General features: G+C 59.9%; 19 protein-coding genes. 6 read left to right on the top strand and 13 right to left on the bottom strand.

Annotated elements, in window-relative coordinates:
- The first annotated feature begins 9 nt into the window (after nucleotides 1-9).
- Together pstA and pstB are read left to right on the top strand one after the other, a co-directional pair.
- Nucleotides 10-855 carry a phosphate ABC transporter permease PstA gene (gene pstA, locus VMV64_RS13385; protein WP_325331502.1) on the top strand — a complete coding sequence of 282 codons (846 nt, stop codon included), beginning with the start codon at nucleotides 10-12 and terminating at the stop codon, nucleotides 853-855.
- Nucleotides 856-1,129: 274 nt separating this feature from the next.
- Nucleotides 1,130-1,903, top strand: a complete 774-nt coding sequence (pstB, locus tag VMV64_RS13380) for a phosphate ABC transporter ATP-binding protein PstB (RefSeq protein WP_325331136.1) — start codon at nucleotides 1,130-1,132, stop codon at nucleotides 1,901-1,903.
- 212 nt (nucleotides 1,904-2,115) lie between these two features.
- Here the strand turns inward: pstB and glmM are convergent, their stop codons facing one another.
- From glmM to rlmE, 4 genes are all read right to left on the bottom strand, one after another.
- Complete coding sequence (glmM, locus tag VMV64_RS13375; RefSeq protein ID WP_325331134.1) at nucleotides 2,116-3,474, bottom strand: phosphoglucosamine mutase; 1,359 nt, start codon at nucleotides 3,472-3,474, stop codon at nucleotides 2,116-2,118.
- 175 nt (nucleotides 3,475-3,649) lie between these two features.
- Nucleotides 3,650-4,468 carry a dihydropteroate synthase gene (gene folP, locus VMV64_RS13370; protein ID WP_325331500.1) on the bottom strand — a complete coding sequence of 273 codons (819 nt, stop codon included), beginning with the start codon at nucleotides 4,466-4,468 and terminating at the stop codon, nucleotides 3,650-3,652.
- A gap of 70 nt (nucleotides 4,469-4,538) precedes the next feature.
- A complete protein-coding gene (gene ftsH, locus VMV64_RS13365; protein ID WP_325331132.1) occupies nucleotides 4,539-6,431 on the bottom strand; it encodes an ATP-dependent zinc metalloprotease FtsH in 1,893 nt (630 codons plus the stop codon).
- Nucleotides 6,432-6,475: 44 nt separating this feature from the next.
- Complete coding sequence (gene rlmE / locus VMV64_RS13360; RefSeq protein ID WP_325331130.1) at nucleotides 6,476-7,102, bottom strand: 23S rRNA (uridine(2552)-2'-O)-methyltransferase RlmE; 627 nt, start codon at nucleotides 7,100-7,102, stop codon at nucleotides 6,476-6,478.
- 35 nt (nucleotides 7,103-7,137) lie between these two features.
- Between rlmE and VMV64_RS13355 the strand changes: the two genes are divergently transcribed.
- The gene (locus tag VMV64_RS13355; RefSeq protein ID WP_325331128.1) at nucleotides 7,138-7,440 is read left to right on the top strand and encodes a YhbY family RNA-binding protein; all 303 of its coding nucleotides are present in this window, start codon (nucleotides 7,138-7,140) and stop codon (nucleotides 7,438-7,440) included.
- A 70-nt stretch (nucleotides 7,441-7,510) separates the two neighbouring features.
- Here VMV64_RS13355 and VMV64_RS13350 read toward each other — a convergent pair whose 3' ends face one another.
- The 6 genes from VMV64_RS13350 to VMV64_RS13325 form a co-directional block, all read right to left on the bottom strand.
- Nucleotides 7,511-7,966, bottom strand: a complete 456-nt coding sequence (locus tag VMV64_RS13350) for a DUF4149 domain-containing protein (protein WP_325331126.1) — start codon at nucleotides 7,964-7,966, stop codon at nucleotides 7,511-7,513.
- Nucleotides 7,966-8,442, bottom strand: coding sequence for a transcription elongation factor GreA (greA, locus tag VMV64_RS13345; protein WP_325331124.1), 477 nt, complete (start codon nucleotides 8,440-8,442; stop codon nucleotides 7,966-7,968). The genes VMV64_RS13350 and greA overlap by 1 nt, the downstream gene beginning before the upstream one ends.
- Nucleotides 8,443-8,495: 53 nt before the next feature.
- Nucleotides 8,496-11,702, bottom strand: coding sequence for a carbamoyl-phosphate synthase large subunit (carB, locus tag VMV64_RS13340; RefSeq protein ID WP_325331122.1), 3,207 nt, complete (start codon nucleotides 11,700-11,702; stop codon nucleotides 8,496-8,498).
- Between the two features lie 21 nt (nucleotides 11,703-11,723).
- Nucleotides 11,724-12,854, bottom strand: a complete 1,131-nt coding sequence (gene carA / locus VMV64_RS13335) for a glutamine-hydrolyzing carbamoyl-phosphate synthase small subunit (protein ID WP_325331120.1) — start codon at nucleotides 12,852-12,854, stop codon at nucleotides 11,724-11,726.
- Nucleotides 12,855-12,955: 101 nt separating this feature from the next.
- Nucleotides 12,956-13,762: a 4-hydroxy-tetrahydrodipicolinate reductase gene (gene dapB / locus VMV64_RS13330; protein ID WP_325331117.1), complete on the bottom strand. Its 807-nt coding sequence runs from the start codon at nucleotides 13,760-13,762 to the stop codon at nucleotides 12,956-12,958.
- Between the two features lie 2 nt (nucleotides 13,763-13,764).
- Nucleotides 13,765-14,247 (bottom strand): outer membrane protein assembly factor BamE, encoded by a 483-nt coding sequence (locus VMV64_RS13325; RefSeq protein WP_325331115.1) that lies wholly within the window; start codon nucleotides 14,245-14,247, stop codon nucleotides 13,765-13,767.
- 293 nt (nucleotides 14,248-14,540) lie between these two features.
- Between VMV64_RS13325 and fur the strand changes: the two genes are divergently transcribed.
- The 3 genes from fur (at nucleotide 14,541) to VMV64_RS13310 (ending at nucleotide 15,972) form a co-directional block, all read left to right on the top strand.
- Nucleotides 14,541-14,966 carry a ferric iron uptake transcriptional regulator gene (gene fur / locus VMV64_RS13320; RefSeq protein WP_325331113.1) on the top strand — a complete coding sequence of 142 codons (426 nt, stop codon included), beginning with the start codon at nucleotides 14,541-14,543 and terminating at the stop codon, nucleotides 14,964-14,966.
- 114 nt (nucleotides 14,967-15,080) lie between these two features.
- Nucleotides 15,081-15,674 (top strand): cytochrome c oxidase subunit 3 family protein, encoded by a 594-nt coding sequence (locus VMV64_RS13315; protein WP_325331111.1) that lies wholly within the window; start codon nucleotides 15,081-15,083, stop codon nucleotides 15,672-15,674.
- Nucleotides 15,675-15,687: 13 nt separating this feature from the next.
- Nucleotides 15,688-15,972 carry a cytochrome C oxidase subunit IV family protein gene (locus VMV64_RS13310; RefSeq protein ID WP_325331109.1) on the top strand — a complete coding sequence of 95 codons (285 nt, stop codon included), beginning with the start codon at nucleotides 15,688-15,690 and terminating at the stop codon, nucleotides 15,970-15,972.
- Nucleotides 15,973-16,093: 121 nt separating this feature from the next.
- Here VMV64_RS13310 and VMV64_RS13305 read toward each other — a convergent pair whose 3' ends face one another.
- The 3 genes from VMV64_RS13305 to recN all read right to left on the bottom strand — a co-directional run bounded on the left by VMV64_RS13305 (nucleotide 16,094) and on the right by recN (nucleotide 18,800).
- Nucleotides 16,094-16,489 carry a hypothetical protein gene (locus tag VMV64_RS13305; protein ID WP_325331107.1) on the bottom strand — a complete coding sequence of 132 codons (396 nt, stop codon included), beginning with the start codon at nucleotides 16,487-16,489 and terminating at the stop codon, nucleotides 16,094-16,096.
- A gap of 66 nt (nucleotides 16,490-16,555) precedes the next feature.
- On the bottom strand, nucleotides 16,556-17,107 hold the full coding sequence (locus tag VMV64_RS13300; RefSeq protein ID WP_325331105.1) for an REP-associated tyrosine transposase: 552 nt from the start codon (nucleotides 17,105-17,107) through the stop codon (nucleotides 16,556-16,558).
- Nucleotides 17,108-17,147: 40 nt separating this feature from the next.
- The gene (gene recN, locus VMV64_RS13295; RefSeq protein ID WP_325331103.1) at nucleotides 17,148-18,800 is read right to left on the bottom strand and encodes a DNA repair protein RecN; all 1,653 of its coding nucleotides are present in this window, start codon (nucleotides 18,798-18,800) and stop codon (nucleotides 17,148-17,150) included.
- Nucleotides 18,801-18,813 lie beyond the last annotated feature (13 nt).

Below are 18,813 nucleotides of genomic sequence, written 5' to 3'. Positions count from 1 at the left end.
ATCTTCATGATGCTCTCCCTCTACGCACGCAGACGCCTGATCAACAACTTCAATCTGACCATTTCCCTGCTCGCCATGGTATTCGGGCTGTTCTGGCTGGTCTGGATACTCTGGACGCTGGTCGCGCAAGGCTTTCACGGCCTGAGTATCGCCATGTTCACCCAGATGACACCGCCGCCGGGCAGCGACGGCGGTTTGCTCAACGCCATCGCCGGCAGTTTCGTGATGACCATGGTCGCCGCACTGATCGGCACTCCGATCGGCATACTCGCCGGCACCTATCTGGCGGAATTCGGCCAGAGAGGCTGGCTCGCACCGACCACGCGCTTCGTCAACGACATCCTGCTGTCAGCGCCATCCATCGTGATCGGCCTGTTCGTCTATGAAATCTATGTGGTGAGCGTAGGCCATTTCTCCGGCTGGGCGGGCTCGCTCGCGCTGGCCCTGATCGTCATCCCGGTGGTGGTGCGGACCACCGAGAACATGCTGCGGCTGGTGCCGAACAGTCTGCGCGAGGCAGCGGCCGCCCTGGGTGCGCCGCAATGGAAAGTAATCATGCTGGTCACCCTGCGGGCATCCACAAGCGGCATCCTGACCGGCATCCTGCTGGCGGTGGCGCGCATCAGCGGTGAAACTGCGCCGCTGCTGTTCACCGCCCTGAACAATCAGTTCTGGAGCAGCAACATGAACCAGCCGATGGCCAACCTGCCGGTGGTGATCTTCCAGTTCGCCATGAGCCCCTATGAGGATTGGCGGCGACTGGCCTGGGCAGGTGCCTTGCTGATCACTTTCATGGTACTGACACTAAATATTCTGGCGCGCATTTTTTTCCGCCAGAAGGCCCCATCGCATTGAACCTAGAAACCTCAGTTGACCGCTAGCCCTGATATTTAACAGAATGATTCAAATAAACTTTTTCATAATTCACCGTTTTACCCGGTTGGTGGATTCGCTACGGGATGGATTGCACGGTTTTTGCGGCGCATGGCGGCGTTGCAACTTCTTGGAATGGAACGACCATTCCCGCGTCGTTGCGCCTTGCCCTGCCCCCCAAAAAACCGCACACTCCACCCCCTCCAACTGAGGTTTCTAGGTTGAACGCCGCTTAACCGGTTAACAGGACCCGATAATGAACGAAGCCGTGATTACCAACCCCAAGATCATCCTCAAGGACCTGAATTTTTATTACGGCCATTACCACGCCCTGAAATCCGTCAACCTGAGCATTCCGGAAAAGAAAGTCACCGCCTTCATCGGTCCGTCCGGCTGCGGCAAATCCACCCTGCTGCGCACCTTCAACCGCATGTACGAGCTTTACCCCAAGCAGAAAGCCACGGGTGAAATCATTCTGGATGGCGAGAATATCCTCGATGCCCAGCAGGACCTGAACAGACTGCGTGCCAAGGTGGGCATGGTGTTCCAGAAACCAACGCCGTTCCCGATGTCGATTTTCGACAACATCACCTTCGGCGTGAAGCTCTATGAAAGTCTAAGCAGGCGCGACATGACGGATCGCGTCGAATGGGCGCTGCGCAAGGCCGCGCTGTGGAACGAGGTCAAGGACAAACTCAAGCAGAATGGCAACAGCCTGTCCGGCGGACAGCAGCAGCGGCTGTGCATCGCCCGGGCCATCGCCGTGAAACCCGAAGTGGTGTTGCTCGACGAACCGGCCTCGGCGCTGGACCCGATCTCCACTGCCCACATCGAAGAGCTGATCCACGAGCTGAAGAAGGACTACACGATCATCATCGTCACCCACAACATGCAGCAGGCGGCACGCGTCTCCGACTACACCGCTTACATGTATCTGGGCGAACTGATCGAGTTCGGCAATACCGACATGATCTTCACCACGCCGAAAAAGACCGCGACGGAAGACTACATTACAGGCAAGTTTGGCTGATCAAAACCTGGCCACAATAATGTAGGTTGGGTTAGGCGCAACATTTTGCGCCGTAACCCACCAGAAGTAGGCGCCTCTAGGCGACAAACCCAATCTTCCTTCTAAACATCGGTATCGCCTAGAGGCGCCTACTTTTGGTTGGGTTTGTTGGGTTACGCGATAAAGCCGCTAACCCAACCTACACTACATATACTGCGGTTTGATACCTAAGCCTACCCCGCTGCCTGGCGCACCGTATCGGCGATCGCTTCGGCCCAGTGCCGGACCTTTTGACCGGACTTGCCTTCCACCATCACCCGCAGCAGCGGCTCAGTGCCCGAGGCGCGCAGCAGCACCCGCCCGGCGCCGTCCAGTTCCTGTTCAGCCTCCGCCAGTCTCGCCTGAACCTGTGGGCTTTCTCGGAAATCGAAATCTTTGCTCACCGGCACATTGATCAGCACCTGCGGATATAGCGTGAGCTCACGGGTGAAATCGCCCAGCGTACTCCCCGCCATGCGCAGCGCCAGCAGCACCTGCAGCGCGGAAACGATGCCATCGCCGGTGCTGTGCCGGTCCAGGCAGAGAATATGGCCGGAGCCCTCTCCGCCCACCTGCCAGCCACGTTCATTGAGCATCTCCAGCACGTAGCGGTCGCCCACCTTGGCGCGGGCAAAGGAGATTTTCAACTTCTCCAGGGCATGCTCCATGCCGAGGTTGGTCATCAGGGTACCCACCACGCCGCCCTTGAGCTGGCCGTGCTTGTGACGGTGCTTGGCAATCACGTAAAGCAGCTGGTCGCCATCGAAAACTTCGCCCGCTTCGTCCACCATGATAAGGCGGTCGCCGTCGCCGTCAAGGGCGATACCGAGGTCGGCCTGGTGCTGCTTCACCGCCGCCTGCAAGGCCTGCGGGCAGGTAGCGCCGCATTCGAGGTTGATGTTGAGGCCGTCGGGCTGATTACCGATGGCCACCACTTCCGCTCCCAGCTCATGGAACACCGGCGGCGCGACGTGATAAGTGGCGCCGTGGGCGCAATCCACAACGATCTTCAGCCCACGCAAATCGAGCTCGTTGGGAAAGGTGCTCTTGCAGAATTCGATGTAACGCCCGGCCGCATCGTTGATCCGGCGCGCCTTGCCCAGTTTCTCCGATGGCATGGTTTGCATCGGCTCTTCCAGCGCCTTCTCGATGGCGCGCTCGGTCTGGTCCGGCAGCTTGGTGCCGGCCGCCGAAAAGAACTTGATACCGTTATCCTCGAACGGGTTGTGCGAGGCACTGATAACGATTCCTGCCTGGGCGCGCAGGGCGCGGGTGAGATAGGCCACCGCCGGGGTCGGCATCGGTCCGGTCAGCAGCACGTCCACCCCGGCTGCGGAAAGCCCTGCCTGCAGGGCGGATTCCAGCATGTAGCCGGAGATGCGGGTGTCCTTGCCGATGACCACTGCTGGATGATCGCCCTGCGGCAGTCTCCTCTCCTGAGCCGCCAGCACCTTGCCGGCCGCATAGCCCAGACGCATCACAAAATCCGGGGTGATCGGCGCTTCGCCGACCTTGCCGCGCACGCCATCGGTGCCGAAATATTTTCTAGTCATTGTTTTCCTTGATGCTAAAAACGGCGATTAACCACGAATGACACGAATGTTCACGAATGAACACGAATAGTTAAAGAAAACAGCGTTTCAAGCTGACTGGCTATTAGCCATATGTATCGCCGATTATTCGTGAACATTCGTGTGTCATTCGTGCATATTCGTGGTTAATCACTTTTTACAGGTTGATGGCATTCACGATCTGCAAGGCTTCTTTGCTGGCCTTTACATCGTGCACTCGGATAATTCTAGCACCCTTCATTGCCGCAATCACTGCCGCGGCGACGCTGGGAATCAGCCGCGCATCCACATCCAGACCGGTGATCTGGCCGAGCATGGACTTGCGCGACAGGCCTGCCAGCAGCGGTACCCCCAGTGCCTGGAAGCGGTCGAGCTGATGCAGCAGGGTGACATTATGTTCCAGCGACTTGCCGAAGCCGAAGCCGGGATCGACCACCAGTCGCTCGCGGCCGATGCCGGCGGCCTGTGCCGCGGCCATTCTCGCGGCCAGAAAAGCCATGACATCCGCCACGACATCCCCGTAGCGGGGAGCAAGCTGCATGGTTTGCGGCGTGCCCTGCTTGTGCATCAGGCAAACGGCCGCATTCGAGCCAGCCACCGCTTCCAGCGCGCCTTCTCCTTGCAGTGCATTGATGTCGTTGATCATGTCCGCACCGGCATCGATGGCCGCGCGCATCACCTCGGTTTTGCAGGTATCCACCGACAGCGGCACGTTGCTGCCCTGCAACGCCTCGATTAGCGGCAGCACCCGCCGCAGCTCCTCGTCGATACCGACGGGCTGCGCGCCGGGGCGCGACGATTCGCCGCCGATATCGAGGATGTCCGCCCCCTCCTCCAGCAGCCGAAAGGCGTGTTCGATCCCGGCAGCGGCGGAACCATGGCGACCGCCATCGGAGAACGAGTCGGGCGTGACGTTGACGATGCCCATGATCAACGGGCGATTGAGAGGTAGGGTGAAACGGCCGCAGCGGAGCATTCGGGTAATGTGAAATGGGTGATGAGTGATGGGTTTTTCATTCCCCATCACTCATCACCCATTACCGCTTTCAGGTTTCCTGAGCCGGATGGGGGGTAGGTGTTGCCGGTGCAGTCGGCGCACTATCCGAAGGCGGATTCGGCTTGCTCTGGCTCGGCTTGGGCGGACGCGGCGCCTTGCCTTCCATGATGTCGTTGATCTGGTCGGCATCGATGGTTTCCCATTCCAGCAGCGTCTTCGCCATCAACTCGATCTTGTCGCGGTTTTCCTCGATCAGGCGGCGCGCCAAGGCGTACTGTTGATCGATGATGCGGCGGATTTCGACGTCCACCTTCTGCATGGTGGCCTCGGATACGTTCTTGTGGGTGGTGACGGAACGACCAAGAAACACCTCGCCATCATTCTCACCATAGACCATCGGCCCCAAGGCATCGCTCATCCCCCACTGCGTCACCATGCGCCGTGCCATTTCGGTGGCGCGCTCGAAATCATTGGAAGCGCCGGTCGTCATCTGCCCCATAAACACTTCTTCGGCAATGCGACCGCCAAACAGCACCGCGATATTTTGCAAAATGGTTTCGCGGTCCATGCTGTAGCGGTCTTCCGTCGGCAGCTGCATGGTCACGCCCAAGGCGCGGCCGCGCGGGATGATGGTGACCTTGTGTACCGGATCGGTCTTCGGCAACAGCCTCGCCACCACCGTGTGCCCGGCCTCGTGATAAGCCGTGTTCTTGCGCTCGTGCTCGGGCATGACGATGGAGCGGCGCTCGGCGCCCATGATGATCTTGTCCTTGGCGCGCTCGAAGTCTTCCATGTCGACCAGGCGCTTGTTGCTGCGTGCAGCGAACAGCGCCGCCTCATTCACCAGGTTGGCCAGATCCGCGCCCGACATGCCGGGCGTGCCGCGTGCCAGGATATCCGCCTTCACGTCCGGCGCCATCGGCACCTTGCGCATATGCACCATGAGAATCTGCTCGCGGCCGCGAATATCCGGCAGCGGCACTACCACCTGGCGGTCGAAGCGACCGGGGCGCAGCAGCGCCGGGTCGAGTACGTCGGGACGGTTGGTGGCAGCGACCACGATCACGCCGGAGGTGCCCTCGAAGCCGTCCATTTCCACCAGCAGCTGGTTCAGGGTCTGCTCGCGCTCATCGTTGCCGCCGCCCAGGCCGGCACCGCGCTGGCGGCCGACCGCGTCGATCTCGTCGATGAAGATGATGCAGGGGGCATTTTTCTTGGCCTGCTCGAACATGTCGCGCACCCGGGCTGCGCCGACGCCGACGAACATTTCGACAAAGTCGGAGCCGGAAATGCTGAAGAACGGCACTTTGGCCTCGCCGGCAATCGCCCTGGCCAGCAGGGTTTTGCCGGTACCGGGGTTGCCGACCATCAGCACCCCTTTGGGAATCCGCCCGCCCAGTTTCTGGAACTTGCTCGGGTCGCGCAGGAATTCCACCAGTTCGGACACTTCTTCCTTGGCTTCGTCGCATCCGGCGACATCGGCAAAGGTCACGGTGTTGGTGGTCTCATCCAGCATGCGCGCCTTGCTCTTGCCGAACGAAAACGCGCCGCCCTTGCCGCCGCCCTGCATCTGGCGCATGAAGAACACCCACACGCCAATCAGGAGCAGCATCGGGAACCAGGAAATGAACAGGTTCATCAGGAAAGAGGGTTCTTCTTCCGGTTTGGCTTCCACCACAACGCCATTCTTGAGCAGGTCGCTCACCATCCAGGGGTCGGATGGCGCATAAGTGGTGAAGCGCTTGCCGTCGGACCTCACGCCCTTCAGCACATGACCCTCGATCGATACCTTGGCGATCTGCCCCTGCTTCACTTCTTCGAGAAACTGGGAGTATTCCAGTGGTGCCTGGACAGCCTGGCGCTGGCCGAATTGATTGAACACCATCATCAGCACCAGCGCGATCACCAGCCAGACTGCAATATTTTTCATCAGATTATTCAAAACCGCTCCTCAAGCCCACAATATGCAAGTAAATTCTAAACCCTTTATTCGGCTCGTGTCAGATCTTTTGCGAGCAGAAAGGTTTCATTGGTTCGACCGCGCGATGCTTTCGGCTTGCGCGTCGCTACCTGCCTGAAATGTCCGCGCATTGTCCGAATATACTCATCGAAGCCATCGCCCTGGAATACTTTGACCAGGAAACTGCCGCCCGGTTTCAAATGCTGCAAGGCAAACTCCAGCGCCAGCTCGGCAAGGTGCATCGCCCGTGCCTGGTCAACGAGCCCAACACCACTGAGATTGGGGGCCATATCGGAAATAACAAGGTCCACCGGACGGCCATCCAGCGCCTTGACCAACTCGGCCAGCACCGCATCTTCGCGGAAATCACCCTGGATAAAAGTCACGCCAGCCAGAGGCACCATTTCCAGAAGGTCGAGAGCGATCACCTTCCCCTGGCCAGCCAGCTTCTGCGCCACCACCTGCGACCACCCCCCAGGCGTTGCGCCCAGGTCAACCACCCTCATGCCGGGCTTGAGCAAGTGGTCGCGCTCGATAATTTCCAGTAGTTTATACGAGGCGCGCGAACGGTAACCTTCGTGCTTCGCCAGTTGGACGTAGGGGTCGGTAACGTGCTCCATCATCCAGGCCTTGCTGGTTTTAGTGCGCTTCATCGGGTAAACTGCGAACCTTTCCAAGGATGCTAAATATGATGCTATCACTCACTCCGGAGCAAAGGCGCTTTCTTCGCGCCCAGGCTCACAACCTGAATCCCGTGGTGATGATCGGCGACGCCGGCCTCACCGAGGCGGTAATGAAAGAAATCGAGCGCAGCATCGCCAGCCATGAGCTGGTCAAGATAAAATCGCACAGCCGCGACAAGGCGACGCGCGACAGCCAGATCACGGAAATCTGTGAAACCTTGAGCGCCGCATCGGTACAGCACATCGGCAAGGTTCTGATCGTTTACAAGCCGGCCGAAAAACCCAAGCTGGTACTGCCTAAAGAGTAATGAGGGAAGGGTAATTAGTAATGGGTTTTCTCATCACCCATTTCCCATCACTCATCACCAATAACAGGCCCTAACTCCGGCGCGGCGCCAGGACCAGAACCAGGCCGAGCAGGCTTTCGATCAGGTAACCGATGCTGGATATCCCGTGCCAGCGGGCGAAGCGATCGCGGAACACGCTTTCCATCACTTCTTTCGGCAACGCCTGCTCTTTCAGGCCCGCCAGTATCGGCTGGATGCCGAAGTGAATGGCTGCGGTGAGCAGCAACATCACCAGCACAGCCCAGAAAAACCCCTGCTTCAACGCACTGCCACCAAACACCGCCAGGCGGTGTATCAACAGGTAAACACCGCATCCCATGCCGACATAGGCGATCCAGGTGAACATCTTGCCCGCCAGCATGCCTGCCAGCATTTTGTCGCCCAGCGACGCAAACAGCAACGGTGCGGCCAGGTAACCGATGGCCCACAGGCCGCCCACCCACAAGGTGATGGCGAAGAAGGAAAGTTTGTCGGCGAAGCGATTCATTAAATGTACTTCACATCCAGCACTTCATATTCTCGCACGCCGCCCGGCGCCTGCACCTCGGCGACATCGCCGGCGAATTTGCCGATCAGTGCACGGGCAATCGGCGAACCGATGGAAATCTTGCCCTGCTTGATGTCGGCCTCGTCGTCGCCAACGATCTGGTAGGTCACGGCTTCGCCGCTTTCCAGATCCTCCAGATCGACGGTGGCGCCGAACACGCAACGGCCTTCGGCATCGAGCTGCTGGGGATCGATGATCTGGGCATTGGACAGCTTGAACTCGACCTCGGCAATCCGCCCCTCGACAAAGCTCTGGCGTTCCTTGGCCGCATCGTACTCGGCGTTCTCGGACAAGTCGCCGTGCGATCGAGCCTCGGCAATGGCCGCGATCACACTCGGACGCTCGACGGTCTTCAGGTTATGCAGTTCGGCGCGCAGCAATTCGGCGCCGTGTGTTGTCAATGGAACCTTGCTCATTTTCCCCTCGGATTTCTTGGATAACCAGTTTGAAGCCAGGCAGCGGCTTATGACTACTGGGGCAGCCTGGCGTGCAGGCCCTGCAGGTCATACACCTGCAGTTCCTGCATGTGCCGAATGCCGGCACAGGCGGCGCGGGCACCTGCCAGCGTGGTGTAGTAGGTGATCTTGTTCTGCAAGGCGGCGTTGCGCATGGCGTAGGAATCATGCACGCCACGCTTGTCCTCTACGGTATTGACGATCAGGTTGATGTCGCCGTTCTTGATCATGTCCACGATGTGGGGGCGACCTTCATGCACCTTGTTCACCGCCGTCACTGCCAAACCTGCTGCGGAAAGAGCCGCCGCCGTGCCGCGCGTGGCAACCAGGTTAAAGCCCTGCTCCGCCAGGATCCTGGCAATATCCAGGACCTTGTCCTTGTCGCTGCCGCGCACGCTGATGAAGGCGCGACCGCTGGAGGGCAGCTTCACCCCGGTAGCGAGCTGCGACTTGACGAAGGCCTCGGCAAAAGTCGCGCCTACACCCATCACCTCGCCGGTAGACTTCATCTCCGGCCCGAGGATGGTATCCACGCCCGGGAACTTGATGAACGGGAACACGGCTTCCTTGACGGAATAGTAAGGCGGCACCACTTCGCGGGTGACGCCCTGCTCCTTGAGGGTGCGCCCGGCCATGCAGCGCGCCGCGATCTTCGCCAGTTGCAAGCCGGCGGCCTTGGACACGAACGGCACGGTGCGCGATGCACGCGGATTGACTTCGAGCACGAACACCGTCTCGCCCTGGATAGCGAACTGCACATTCATCAGGCCGACCACCTTGAGCGCCTTGGCCATCAGCACGGTCTGGCGCCGCATTTCATCCTGGATTTCCGGCGACAGGCTATAGGGCGGCAGCGAGCAGGCGGAATCGCCGGAATGCACGCCGGCTTCCTCGATGTGCTCCATCAACCCGCCGATCAGCACGTCGGTTCCATCGCAGATTGCATCCACGTCCACTTCGGTGGCATCGTTGAGGAAGCGGTCGAGCAGCACCGGCGAATCGTTGGAAACCTTCACCGCCTCGCGCATGTAGCGCTCCAGGTCGGATTGCTGGTGCACGATTTCCATGGCGCGCCCGCCCAGCACGTAGGATGGCCGCACCACCAGCGGATAGCCGATTTCAACGGCAAGGCGGATCGCTTCTTCCGGTGTCCGGGCCGTGCGGTTGGGCGGCTGTTTCAGGCCCAGTTCGTGCAGTATCTGCTGGAAACGCTCGCGGTCCTCGGCGGCGTCGATCATGTCCGGGCTGGTGCCGATGATCGGCACGCCGTTGGCTTCAAGATCGCGCGCCAGTTTCAGCGGGGTCTGGCCGCCGTACTGGACGATCACGCCGACCGGCTTCTCCACCGCAACCACCTCGAGTACGTCCTCCAGGGTCAGCGGCTCAAAGTATAGACGATCGGATGTGTCGTAGTCGGTCGAGACGGTTTCCGGATTGCAGTTGACCATGATGGTCTCGTAGCCGTCCTCACGCATCGCCAGCGCGGCATGCACGCAGCAGTAGTCGAATTCGATACCCTGGCCGATGCGGTTCGGACCACCGCCCAGCACCATGATCTTTTTCTTGTTGGTAGGCTCCGCCTCGCACTCCTCCTCGTAGGTGGAATACATGTAGGCGGTGTCGGTGGCGAATTCGGCAGCGCAGGTATCCACGCGCTTGTACACCGGGCGCACGCCCTGTGCGTGGCGCAGGGCGCGCACCGCATGCTGGTCGGTGGCGAGCAGCCGGGCCAGGCGTCGGTCGGAAAAGCCGCGACGCTTGAGTGCACGCATTTCGTCGGCACTGATGGAATCCAGGCCGCGCCCTTTCAGAGCCTGCTCGCGCGCCACCAGGTCTTCCATTTGCGCCAGGAACCATGGATCGACGTGGGTCAGGCTGAAAATTTCAGCCTGGCTCATGCCGGCGCGCATGGCATCGGCGATGTACCAGATGCGATCCGGGCCGGGGTCGCCCAGCTCGGTTTCTATGGTTTCGCGGTCCGAGGTCTTTTCGTCCAGCCCGTCGCTGCCGACTTCCAGTCCGCGCAGCGCCTTTTGCAGCGATTCCTGAAAGGTGCGTCCGATCGCCATCACCTCGCCCACCGACTTCATCTGGGTGGTGAGGCGGCTGTTGGCACGGGGAAATTTCTCGAAGGCGAAGCGCGGAATCTTGGTGACGACGTAATCGATCGAAGGCTCGAACGAAGCCGGGGTCCGGCCGCCGGTAATATCGTTCTGCAGCTCATCCAGGGTGTAGCCGATGGCCAGTTTGGCCGCCACCTTGGCGATCGGGAAGCCGGTCGCCTTGGAGGCCAGGGCGGAGGAGCGCGACACGCGCGGATTCATCTCGATCACCACCATGCGGCCGTCGTCCGGGTTGATGCCGAACTGCACGTTGGAGCCGCCGGTTTCCACGCCGATCTCGCGCAGCACCGCCAGCGAGGCGTTGCGCATGATCTGGTATTCGCGGTCGGTGAGGGTCTGGGCCGGCGCCACGGTGATCGAGTCGCCGGTGTGCACGCCCATCGCATCGAAGTTCTCGATCGAGCAGATGATGATGCAGTTGTCCTTCTTGTCGCGCACCACCTCCATCTCGAACTCTTTCCAGCCGATGACGGATTCCTCGATCAGCAGTTCCTTGGTCGGCGAAGCGTCCAGGCCACGCTCGCAGATCTCGAGAAATTCATCGCGGTTGTAGGCGATGCCGCCGCCCGAGCCGCCCATGGTGAAGGAGGGGCGGATGATGGAGGGGTAGCCGACCATCGCCTGCACCTGCAAAGCTTCTTCCAGGCTGTGGGCGATAGCCGAACGCGGGCAGGCAAGGCCGATCTTCTCCATCGCCTTCTTGAATTTCTCGCGGTCCTCGGCCTTGTCGATCGCTTCCTTGGTGGCGCCGATCATCTCCACGCCGTATTTTTCCAGCACGCCATGTTTGGCCAGGTCGAGCGCGCAGTTGAGCGCGGTCTGCCCGCCCATGGTGGGCAGCAACGCGTCGGGACGCTCGGCGGCGATGATTTTCTCCACGACCTGCCAGGTGATCGGCTCGATGTAGGTGACATCCGCCATCTCCGGATCGGTCATGATGGTGGCGGGATTGGAGTTGACCAGGATGACCTTGTAGCCCTCCTCGCGCAACGCCTTGCAAGCCTGCGCGCCGGAATAGTCGAACTCGCACGCCTGGCCGATGACAATCGGGCCGGCGCCAATGATCAGGATGGATTTAATGTCGGTACGTTTTGGCATAACTACTTTTCACCACGGTTGCTATTTTCTTTCGCCCATCATGGCGATAAAACGGTCAAACAAGTAATCCACGTCGTGCGGCCCCGGGCTCGCCTCGGGGTGTCCCTGGAAGCTGAACGCCGGCACGTCGGTGCGGGCGATGCCCTGGTTGCTGCCGTCGAACAGCGACTTGTGCGTCACGCGCAAATTGGCCGGCAGGGTCGCCTCGTCAACCGCGAAGCCATGGTTCTGGCTGGTGATCATGACGCGACCGCTGTCGAGATCCTGCACCGGGTGGTTAGCGCCGTGGTGGCCGAACTTCATCTTGCGCGTCGTCGCCCCGGAGGCCAGCGCCAGCAATTGGTGGCCGAGGCAGATGCCGTAAACCGGTATACCGGTCTGCAAAATCTTCTGGATCGCACTAATCGCGTAATCGCAAGGCTCCGGATCGCCCGGGCCGTTGGACAGGAACACACCGTCCGGCTTGAGCTTGAGCGCTTCCTCGGCGGAGGCCTGGGCAGGCAGCACCGTCACCTTGCAGCCGCGTTCGGCCAGCATGCGCAGGATGTTGCGCTTGATGCCGTAATCGTAGGCGACCACATGAAACCGGGGGTTATCCTGGGGCGTGAAACCGCTACCCAGCTTCCACTCTCCCTCCTGCCAGACATAAGGCTGGTCGCAGCTCACCACCTTGGCCAGATCCATGCCGGCCAAGCCGGGGAAGCCGCGCGCCAGTTCGATGGCCCTGGCCTCGTCAATATCGCCAGCCATCAGGCAACCGCTCTGCGCACCCTTTTCGCGCAGCAGGCGCGTCAGCTTGCGGGTGTCGATATCGGCGATGGCGACCACATTATGGCGCTGCAGATAAGCGCCCAAATCCTCGCTGCTGCGCCAGTTGCTGGACTGGATCGGCAAATCGCGGATCACCAGGCCGGCAGCATGAATCTGTGTCGACTCAGCATCTTCGGAATTGGTCCCGGTGTTGCCAATGTGCGGATAGGTCAGGGTAACGATCTGGCGGCAATAGGAAGGGTCGGTAAGAATTTCCTGATACCCGGTCATCGCGGTATTGAAAACCACCTCGCCGACGGCATGGCCGGTAGCGCCGATGGAAATGCCGCGAAATATTGTCCCATCAGCAAGCGCGAGAATAGCGGTCTGGTGGTGCGGCACGGGGGCTCCTTGAGATTAAAGCGGATATGCAAAGCGGGGTAGGCTCACGCCATCCCCCGCTCTTCAAACTGCTGAGATTATACCGGATTACCGCGAAACGATCAACGCAAGCCGAGCACGTCCTGCATGTCAAACAGTCCCTTGCCACGCTGGGCGAGGAATCGCGCGGCGCGCAGCGCACCCAGCGCAAAGGTGGCGCGACTGCTGGCCTTGTGGGTGATCTCGATACGTTCGCCGGTGCCGGCAAACAGCACGGTGTGGTCACCGACGATATCGCCGCCGCGCACCGTAGCGAAGCCGATAGTCGAGGGGGAGCGCTCGCCGGTTACGCCTTCGCGGCCATACACCGCACATTCCGCCAGATTTCTGCCAAGCGCATTGGCTACCACCTCACCCATGCGCAGCGCAGTGCCGGAAGGCGCGTCGACCTTGTGGCGATGGTGCGCCTCGACGATCTCGATATCGTAGCCCTCATTCAAAACGCGCGCCGCCATGTCGAGCAGCTTGAGGCTGAGGTTTACCCCGACGCTCATGTTGGGAGCGAACACCACGCCGATATCACGGCCAGCGTCTGCAATCAGCTCTTTCTGCTCGGCGGAAAAACCGGTCGTACCGATGACAATATTGATGCCAAGTTCGCGGCAGGCTTTCAGATGATCCAGCGTCGCCTCGGGGCGGGTGAAATCGATCAGCGCATGGCAACCTGCGAGCGCGATCGCCGTATCTTCGCTGATGGAAACACCGCATGGCGCGCCGAAAAGTTCACCCGCATCCCTGCCGACAAACGGGCTGCCCTTCCGCTCCAAGGCAGCTGCGAGCCGCATGTCCGGCGCCTGCGCCACTGCCTCGAGCAGGGCACGGCCCATGCGCCCGGAACTGCCCGCAATCGCAATATTCAATGCACCCATGCTCAGAATCCTATTTTTTCGATCATGCTGCCGAAAAAGCCTTTTTCTTCCTTCGCCGGCGCCGTACCCTGCGCCGGCTGCTCTACAGCCTTGGCTGGCTCACCGACTGCCGCCGGCGGCTTCTTTTCTTCCGTTGCCGGACTGGCGGCCACCACGTCTCCTTCGACGCGTTGCAGCAATTCCTGATCGAAGAACAGCGCCAGCTTCCTCTCTTCAACCAGCTTGCCGGCTTTCAGGTAGCGGTAGACATAATCCCATCGATTGGCATGGAATGCGTCCGCGATGAGCGGAGTACCCAGGATAAAACGCACCTGGGCCTTGGTCATGCCGGGCTTGAGCTTCGCCACCATCTCCTGGGTGACGACATTACCCTGCTGGATGTCGATTTTGTAAGGCGTAAGCTTTTCGGTAACCTTGTCGGTCACGGAACAGGCGGCAAGGAGCAGAATGGAGATGGCAGCAAGTGCCCGCAGAACGGATTTCATAAAAATCCCGGCAAAAAACAATAAAGTGGCGGCATTATAACACCCCAGGAAGCGCTGGAAAGCGAAGGGTAAACATTATATGATTGAATCCGGAAAAATATTCTCACCTCGAATTTACACGAATACCTACAAACAATCAGTGCATTAACATAGTTTGGCCGATTCACCTGTTTGGTGACACAATATTTACCTCCAACCATTCGTAAAAATGCGTGTCGCCTGGAGGCGCCAACTTTTGGCATTTGTGGTTAATTAGCCTTTTAAGATTAAACGATTAAATTGAGGATCGACTCATGGGCGACTCGCAGGACCTGAAAAACGCCGGGCTCAAGGCCACCACCCCCCGCCTGAAAATCCTCAACCTGTTCGAGACCAGCGACGTGCGCCACCTCACCGCCGAGGACGTGTACAAAATCCTGCTGGCGGACAACGAGGACGTGGGGCTGGCCACGGTATACCGGGTACTGACCCAGTTCGAGCAGGCGGGGCTGCTGATCCGCCACCATTTCGAGGGCGACAAGGCGGTATTCGAACTCAATCAGGGCAAACATCACGACCACCTGGTCTGCCTGCAATGCGGCAAGGTGGAAGAGTTTTACGACCCGGAAATCGAAAAAAGACAGGACAAGGTCGCCAAGGAGCGCGGTTTCGTGGTCCGCGAGCACTCGCTGTATCTGTTCGCCGACTGCACCAAGCAGGACTGCCCTAACAAGACCTGATTTTGATTAATAAAAACATAACCGCAAAGGACACCAAGGTTCGCAAAGGAAGGGCAGCAACCTCCGGCCTGTCAGCCTGATAGCTTTTTCCACGCGTTACTTCACGCCCATACCGTGTTACTGACCGCCACCCGCTCCGAGCAGGACCCGATCGAAGGCCGCATCCCCGGCAATAAAGGGATCTGGGCCGGAATCCTGAGCGAGATGACTGAATTCGCGCTGCTGTTCGGCGTGTACTTTATCGCCCGCGCCCACTTCCCGGCAGCATTCCGCGAAGGCCCGCTGCAACTGAGCCTGTTCGCAGGCACCTTCAACACCGTGCTGATGATCTCCGGCAGCTACTTCGTCGCCAACGCGGTGATCTCAATCCGCGAAAATCGCCCCGAAGTCAGCCTGCGCTGGCTGGTTCTGGTGCTGCTTGCCGCCTGCGGCTATTTCGTCACCAAGTATTTCGAGTTCCGCTGGAATGTCAGCCACGGCGTCACCGGTCGCACCGGCATCTTCTTCACCGTCTACTACTACCTGACCTTTACCCATATGGTGCATGTCGGCTGGGGCATCATGGGGCTGCTGTGGGTAATGGTGCGCACCAAGACGGGTGCCTACACCCCGCAAGACCACGAAGGAATGGAAGCCTTCGCTTCCTACTGGCACGCCACCGACCTGGTGTGGCTGATCATCTTCCCGCTGCTGTACCTGCTGCGCTGAACAGGCCGACATCATGACCCACAAACAAACCCTGAACCTGTTGTGGCTCCTGCTGGTAGCGCTGACCCTGGGCGGCGCCTTCCTCGGCGAATCTTCCGAGCCCGGCCTCGGCGTCACCCTGATCATCTGCCTGACCATGGCCTTCAAGGGCCGACTGGTGATCGATCATTTCATGGAACTGAAAACCGCGAACCGCACGATACGCAACCTGATGCGCGCCTATTTTTACGTTCTGCCGCTGGTCACCGTGCTCACCTACCAATTCGGCGACTGGCTCGCCAGGCTGACGACGCTGTGAAACGGCGGCGCGACTTGGATGGTTGAAACTGGAGGAGTAGATTGGCTTGGTGCGTGGGACGCACCCTACGCTTGCTCAAATTGGCCGGGCAATCAGCGTCACCCGAAACCCTTCACATGGGTCACTTGAACTTAACCGGCTCCAATTTCATGCGCGGCAGCCTCAACGAAATAAAGGTATCCGCCTGTCCAGCCGCGGCACACTTTCTGCTCTCGTACCGATTTTTCATTGACATGGCCTGGCATATCGATAGCGCAGCTTCAAGCCTTGGCGTACTCAGGATAAGCTCACGCGTGTCGTTGGGCACCGCCGACAGGTCTTTCGCCGTATGCACGGCCCAGCATTCGACATCGTCTTGCAGAATCATGTAGCTCCCCTTGCAAGATGCGATCTTAGCGCCATATGCATCTGGACTTCGCATGTATTTTTTGACTAATTCGAGGTGCGGCAGCTCTCGAACAGCCAAAGCTGCGCTGGAAACGCCGGCGAGCAAAACAAAAAGCGTCAATCTCTTCATTTCTTTTTTCCGTTCGTAAATTGTTGGAGCAAGCGTAGGGTGCGTCCCACGCACCAAATCAAGTAACTATTCACCAAACTCCGCATCATTCCACACACCACTGAAATCCCCGCACCAATTCTGCGAATAAACCCCTCTCGCTAAATACTGGTGAAATGTTGAATATGGCCACTCCGCCACCTTCTCCACCAGACCGTGCTTCAACGGGTTCCAGTGAATATAATCGACATGCCTTGCAAAGTCGGCCTCATCTCTTATCTGGTGCTCCCAGTATCGCCTTTGCCAGAGGCTCGTTTCATTGCGCTTGCGCCGCGATTCGCTCAGCCATTCCTCGTGGTTTAACCGATCACCGCAACACTGACTTACATGCCGTTTAATCATGCCCCAGCGTTTTGCAAAATCCGCATCGCCTTCAGGCAGCATCCAGATGCAGTGCAGGTGATCCGGAAGCAATACCCAGGCCAAAATCTGAAATGGCATTACCTCTCGTGTCTTGTCGATTCCTTCCCGCAGGGCATCCCTTACATCCTCGCCAATCAACACGGGTTGACGCCGGTAGGTATTGACGGTGAAGAAATAGGTGCCGCCCTTGGTGCTGGCTCTTCGGTATTCGGGCATTATGCGTTTAATCTCGCAGGGGTGGTGCGTGGGACGCACCCTACCTTCCAAGCATCTCAGCCGCATGTTTGCGGGTGGTGTCGGTGATATCCACCCCGCCCAGCATGCGCGCGACCTCGTCGATGCGCGCCTCCCGCTCCAGCACCTGGATGCGGCTCACCACGCCGCCGTCGCGGGCGTTCTTGCTGACCTGCCAGTGATAATCGCCCTGCGCCGCCACCTGGGGCAAGTGGGTGACGCACAGCACCTGGCGCTCGGCGCCGAGCTGCTTGAGTAACTGACCGACGACTTCCGCAACGCCGCCGCCGATGCCGACGTCCACTTCGTCGAAGATCAGGGTGGGCACCAGCGACACCTTGCTGGTGATGACCTGGATGGCCAGGCTGATGCGCGACAGTTCGCCGCCGGAAGCGACCTTGGCCAGGGGTTTGGGTGGCAGGCTGGCGTGGGCGCTGACCAGGAACTCGATCTCTTCGAGGCCGTGCGCATTGCCTTCAAATGCGGTCAGCGCAATCTCGAAGCGTCCGCCCGCCATGGCGAGGGACTGCATCGCGGCGCTGACCTTCCCGCCCAGTTCCTGCGCCGCCTCTTTCCTGGCTGCACTCAGCTTGCCGGCCAGATCGAGATATTGCGCCTGAGCCGTCTGTTCACGCTGAGCCTCGTCGCCGCCGCTGTCGAAGCCGCGCAGCTCGTCCAGGCGACCGCTCTTCTCGGCCAGCAGCTCAGGCAGTTGATCCGGGCCGACACGGTATTTGCGCGCGGCATCGTGAACCTCCCCCAGCCGTTGCTCGCACTGGGCAAGGCGCTGCGGGTCGATGTCCAGGCGCTGCAGATAATGGCGCAGGCTGTAGGCGGCTTCGCGTAACTGGACTTCGGCCGGCTCCAGTAAATCCAGTATTTCCTTCAGTCCGGTGTCGTACTCGACCAGGTTGTTGAGGCGCGCAATCACACCGTTGACCTGCGCCAGGCAAGCCGCGTCATTCTCCGACAAGACTTCCAGGCCGTACTGCGCACCCTCCATCAGGCTGGCGGCGTGGGTCAGCCGGCCGTGTTCGGCCTGCAATTCCTCCCATTCTGGGACGGAAAAATTCAGCGTCGCCAGCTCTTTCACCTGCCATTCCAGGCGCTCCAGCTCCTCGGCGTAGGCGGCGGCATTCTTTTCCCGCTCCAACCGCGCCCTCTTCAACGCTTGCCATTCCTTCCAGGCTGCCGCTGTTTCCTTGGCGTGACGCCCAAGGCCGGCGTAGGCGTCGAGCAGCTCGCGCTGGGCGGCCGCCTTGAGCAGGGATTGATGGGCGTGCTGGCCGTGAATGTCGACCAGGAATTCGCCGGTCTCGCGCAACTGCTGCAAGGTGGCGGAACGGCCGTTGATGAAGGCGCGCGAGCGGCCGCCGGCATCCACCACGCGGCGCATCAGGCACACGCCGGGATCGCCGCCGAGTTCGTGCTCGTCCAGCCAGGATTGAAGCTGGGGAAGGGTGCGGGTATCGAACTCGGCCTCGATCTCGGCGCGTTCTGCACCGGCCCGCACCACGCCGGCATCGGCACGTTCGCCCAATGCCAGCGACAGGGCGTCGATCAGTATGGATTTGCCTGCCCCGGTCTCGCCGGTAAGCACCGTGAAGCCGGGCTGGAATTCCAGCTCGAGGCGGTCTACGATGACGAAATCACGGATGTTGAGGGTCAGCAGCATAATGATCGTGGAA

Source organism: Sulfuricella sp. (assembly GCF_035531155.1).
In the GTDB taxonomy this organism is placed as follows: domain Bacteria; phylum Pseudomonadota; class Gammaproteobacteria; order Burkholderiales; family Sulfuricellaceae; genus Sulfuricella.
The sequence above is the reverse complement of the archived record's forward strand: the minus strand, read 5'-3'. Positions and strand labels throughout refer to the sequence as shown.

What these genes read in the sequence shown, in the direction of transcription:
- pstA (WP_325331502.1), top strand. Translation starts at nt 10, where the DNA reads ATGCTCTCCCTCTACGCACGCAGACGCCTGATCAACAACTTCAATCTG.
- pstB (WP_325331136.1), top strand. Translation starts at nt 1,130, where the DNA reads ATGAACGAAGCCGTGATTACCAACCCCAAGATCATCCTCAAGGACCTG.
- glmM (WP_325331134.1), bottom strand. Translation starts at nt 3,474, where the DNA reads ATGACTAGAAAATATTTCGGCACCGATGGCGTGCGCGGCAAGGTCGGC.
- folP (WP_325331500.1), bottom strand. Translation starts at nt 4,468, where the DNA reads ATGCTCCGCTGCGGCCGTTTCACCCTACCTCTCAATCGCCCGTTGATC.
- rlmE (WP_325331130.1), bottom strand. Translation starts at nt 7,102, where the DNA reads ATGAAGCGCACTAAAACCAGCAAGGCCTGGATGATGGAGCACGTTACC.
- VMV64_RS13355 (WP_325331128.1), top strand. Translation starts at nt 7,138, where the DNA reads ATGATGCTATCACTCACTCCGGAGCAAAGGCGCTTTCTTCGCGCCCAG.
- VMV64_RS13350 (WP_325331126.1), bottom strand. Translation starts at nt 7,966, where the DNA reads ATGAATCGCTTCGCCGACAAACTTTCCTTCTTCGCCATCACCTTGTGG.
- greA (WP_325331124.1), bottom strand. Translation starts at nt 8,442, where the DNA reads ATGAGCAAGGTTCCATTGACAACACACGGCGCCGAATTGCTGCGCGCC.
- carB (WP_325331122.1), bottom strand. Translation starts at nt 11,702, where the DNA reads ATGCCAAAACGTACCGACATTAAATCCATCCTGATCATTGGCGCCGGC.
- dapB (WP_325331117.1), bottom strand. Translation starts at nt 13,762, where the DNA reads ATGGGTGCATTGAATATTGCGATTGCGGGCAGTTCCGGGCGCATGGGC.
- VMV64_RS13325 (WP_325331115.1), bottom strand. Translation starts at nt 14,247, where the DNA reads ATGAAATCCGTTCTGCGGGCACTTGCTGCCATCTCCATTCTGCTCCTT.
- fur (WP_325331113.1), top strand. Translation starts at nt 14,541, where the DNA reads ATGGGCGACTCGCAGGACCTGAAAAACGCCGGGCTCAAGGCCACCACC.
- VMV64_RS13310 (WP_325331109.1), top strand. Translation starts at nt 15,688, where the DNA reads ATGACCCACAAACAAACCCTGAACCTGTTGTGGCTCCTGCTGGTAGCG.
- VMV64_RS13305 (WP_325331107.1), bottom strand. Translation starts at nt 16,489, where the DNA reads ATGAAGAGATTGACGCTTTTTGTTTTGCTCGCCGGCGTTTCCAGCGCA.
- VMV64_RS13300 (WP_325331105.1), bottom strand. Translation starts at nt 17,107, where the DNA reads ATGCCCGAATACCGAAGAGCCAGCACCAAGGGCGGCACCTATTTCTTC.
- recN (WP_325331103.1), bottom strand. Translation starts at nt 18,800, where the DNA reads ATGCTGCTGACCCTCAACATCCGTGATTTCGTCATCGTAGACCGCCTC.